Source organism: Nitrospira sp. BLG_2 (genome assembly GCF_049222245.1).
The window spans coordinates 1-3,165 of sequence record NZ_JBLYIG010000290.1 but is presented as its reverse complement, the minus strand read 5'-3'; the positions used below and the strand labels follow the sequence as shown (position 1 = coordinate 3,165).

Below are 3,165 nucleotides of genomic sequence, written 5' to 3'. Positions count from 1 at the left end.
TCCCGCCGTAAGTTACTCGCGTCGGTTGTGCCCCACGGGACACGCCACCCCGTCGCATCTCCTTTGAGCCCGTCTTGTTCAGGAATTTTCCCTGCAGCCTCCGCATAGCCGGTGGTGTGACAATCATTACAACCCGCTATTTTGATGATATACCGTGCGCGATCCTCGGTGTTTTTGTCCAATGACGTACCTCGGCCCGTTGAACGTCCTTTGTCTCCGGCGATGGCTGCTGTCGTTATCACAGCGATGAAAATCAAACACAACGTCGATGCTTGGATTGTTTGAATCGCCCGCATGAGTGCTCTCCTTGATGATGAATGCCGGTAGGTGTCATCGGTTCTTGAAATTTGAAGCGGGAGCAGGATAAGCGTCGCTCAGTATTCGTCGATCTCATCGGTCTCATCGATCATCTCAGCCGTGATTTCATCAGCCTCAGGGGTCCATTGAGTCAGTGGAATGCCCTTGGCTTTCAGAATGGCTTCTTGTTCCGTTCCTGCCGCTGTCGTCAGTTCATACGTCACAGTTTGTCTCACCTGAAACATTCTCATGATGGTTTACCTTTGACTCCGCTCGGAGAGGTTATTGATTCGAAGATTGTTATTAGGTTGTCCCTTTACGATGACGACATACTGGAGTATCAGTGCCATGGCTCAGCGGGTGCTGATAAGGCTTCTTCGTTCGTCCATGCGCTCTGGTTCCGGCGACCATGAACGGCGGGTAGGAATTTCGCATCGTCGCCTCTGCCGAACTCCTGTACTATTTCAGTGATTGAATACCATCGGTATCGCCGCCCAAAGGGATTCAACCGTCTGACCATGGATCTTACAACGGGCCGACGCGCATTGTAATCGATCTGCCACGGATACCATAGAGGCTTCTTAAGAGATTATGGTTTGTGAGGTACAGCAACCGTTACCTTGACTCTATTTCCGTTGCTTTGCTACAGTGACCAATCCTAGTCTAAGCGATTGAAAGTTCCACTGTTTCTGAATCGTTCCACAAGCAACCTGAGGCAATACCGTGATAAAAGCTTGGCTTTTTGACGACACATTTAAATGTAATCCGTTCCTTCTCTGTATCGAAGGAATCCAGGGAGAGTGGGGCGGCGGAGATTCGGTAACGGAGGAAGAAGAACTCCCATTGCCTCCGCAGAACGTTCAGGCAAAATCAGGCAATGGGCGCGTTACCGTCGCGTGGGATCCGGTTCCGGATGCCATGTACTACAACCTCTATTTTCAGACGACCAAGGGTGTGCAGATCAAGTTCTCAGAGCTGACCCGTCCCATCGCCGGCCCTGACGATTTCAAGAGCGTGATCGGCGTGAAGAAAGAGAAGGCGACTTGCCTGGAAGGTGCCTCCAGTCCCTATGTCCATGACGACCTGGCCAACGGAACCTGTTACCACTATGTTGTCACCGTTGTCACCTCGAAGGGCGAAAGCCCTGAATCGCAAGAAGTGATGGCCATTCCATCACCCTATCTCCTCGCCATGGTCATCGGCCGTGAAGGGGGGGACGACGGTGAGTTGAACTCGCCTACGGGGATTGCGCTCGACAAGGACGACAACATCTACGTGGCTGATACCGACAACCATTCGATTCAAAAATTTGATAAGAGCGGAAAATTCTTGGCTCGATGGGGTGGTGAACCCAGTTCACAGGAAGGCCAGTTTTACTATCCCCGCGGTTTGGCTGTCGGACCGGACGATGCCGTGTACGTAGCCGATAGCGGCAATAACCGGGTACAGAAGTTCGATCTTGAAGGCAACGCGCAGAAAGCATGGGGTAAGTTCGGGTTCGCCTGGCGCGGTGCCGACATGGGCCGCTTTGACGTGCCCTGGGGCATTACGACGGATCAAACCGGCAATGTGTACGTCTCCGATACGAGCAACGCGCGCATTCAAAAATTTCAAGCCGACGGGCAGCCATTGTTGAAGTGGGGCCGTGACGGAAGCTTCGACGGCGCCTTCTTTTTCCCACGCGGTGTGGCGGTCGATTTCGTCGGCAATATTTATGTGGCCGATGAGAGCAATAATCGCATCCAAAAGTTCGATGCTCGCGGAAGTTTCTTGGCGAAGTGGGGGCGAGAGGGCCAAGGACCCGGGCAGTTCAAATCGCCGTGGGGTATCGCCTGTGACGCATTGGGTAACGTCTATGTCGTCGACAGCGGCAACCATCGGATCCAGAAGTTCGACGGCAACGGTACCTTCCTGTGCTCATTCGGAAATCGCGGAAAAACGGAAGGGCAGGTCAATTTCCCCTACGGCATCGTCGTGGATAAGGAAGGGTGTGTGTACGTCGTCGACAGCGGCAACAACCGTGTCCTCAAATACGTGCCGACCGAAGAAGAGATGAATCGTGGAAAGGACCAGCCGTCGCAAACGGTGGAAGTCGGAGCGGTGCAGCCACCCCGCAGTCTTGCCGTCAAGGCCGGCGACACGGAAGTCTTCCTGAGCTGGATGGAAGTGTCCGGCGCGCAGTCCTACAATCTCTATTTCAGCACCTCGTCCCATGTCACGCTCGAAGGGGCGACGAAGATTGAAGGCGTGACGAACCCTTACACGCATGAAGGTCTCACCAACGATACGGCCTATTATTATGCCGTGACCGCGTCATTCGAAGACGGGGCGGAAAGCGGACTGTCCGAAGAGGTGACGGCGACGCCCGTGCTGATCGATATCACGGCGCCGCAGAATCCCTACGCGGTGATCAACCATGGGGCCTTCATGACCAATTCGCCAGATGTCGTGGTGACGATTTCGGCGACCGATTTGGATTCGGGGGTCGGGGCCTATTTTATTTCTGAAAGTCCGCTCACGCCGATGGCGGGGACACCAGGATGGGTGGACGTGACGCCGGCGATCAAATTTGGAGCCACCATTCCGTTCATTGTCTCGCCTGGAGACGGGCACAAAACCATTTATGTATGGTTCAAAGATATCGGCAACAATGTTTCCACGCCGGCCAGCACCACAATTTTGGTCAATACATCGGGCTATCTGTGTGTGTCGAAATGGGGGAAACCCGGCCGCGGTGCCTCGCTCTTGCACGGCGGAGAGTTTATGGCGCCGATGTACGGTCTCTGCGTCGATCAGCAAGGCTCGCTGTTTGTCGTCGACAACGGCAATAATCGCGTGCAAAAGTTCGACAATGCCGGAAACTTCATC

The 3,165-nt window shown here is 54.1% G+C and carries 2 protein-coding genes and 1 pseudogene; 1 reads left to right on the top strand and 2 read right to left on the bottom strand.

What is annotated here, in order from left to right:
- Positions 1-296, bottom strand: a pseudogene (locus tag ACOSYY_RS08095) (hypothetical protein); the annotation flags it as partial.
- Between the two features lie 78 nt (positions 297-374).
- A complete protein-coding gene (locus tag ACOSYY_RS08090) occupies positions 375-548 on the bottom strand; it encodes a hypothetical protein (protein ID WP_421661761.1) in 174 nt (57 codons plus the stop codon).
- A gap of 472 nt (positions 549-1,020) precedes the next feature.
- Here ACOSYY_RS08090 and ACOSYY_RS08085 point away from each other — a divergent pair.
- Positions 1,021-3,165: 6-bladed beta-propeller (locus ACOSYY_RS08085; protein WP_421661760.1), on the top strand; the 2,145-nt coding region annotated here is incomplete at its 3' end.

Coding starts and splice junctions, on each gene's coding strand:
- ACOSYY_RS08090 (WP_421661761.1), bottom strand. CDS start 548: ATGAGAATGTTTCAGGTGAGACAAACTGTGACGTATGAACTGACGACA.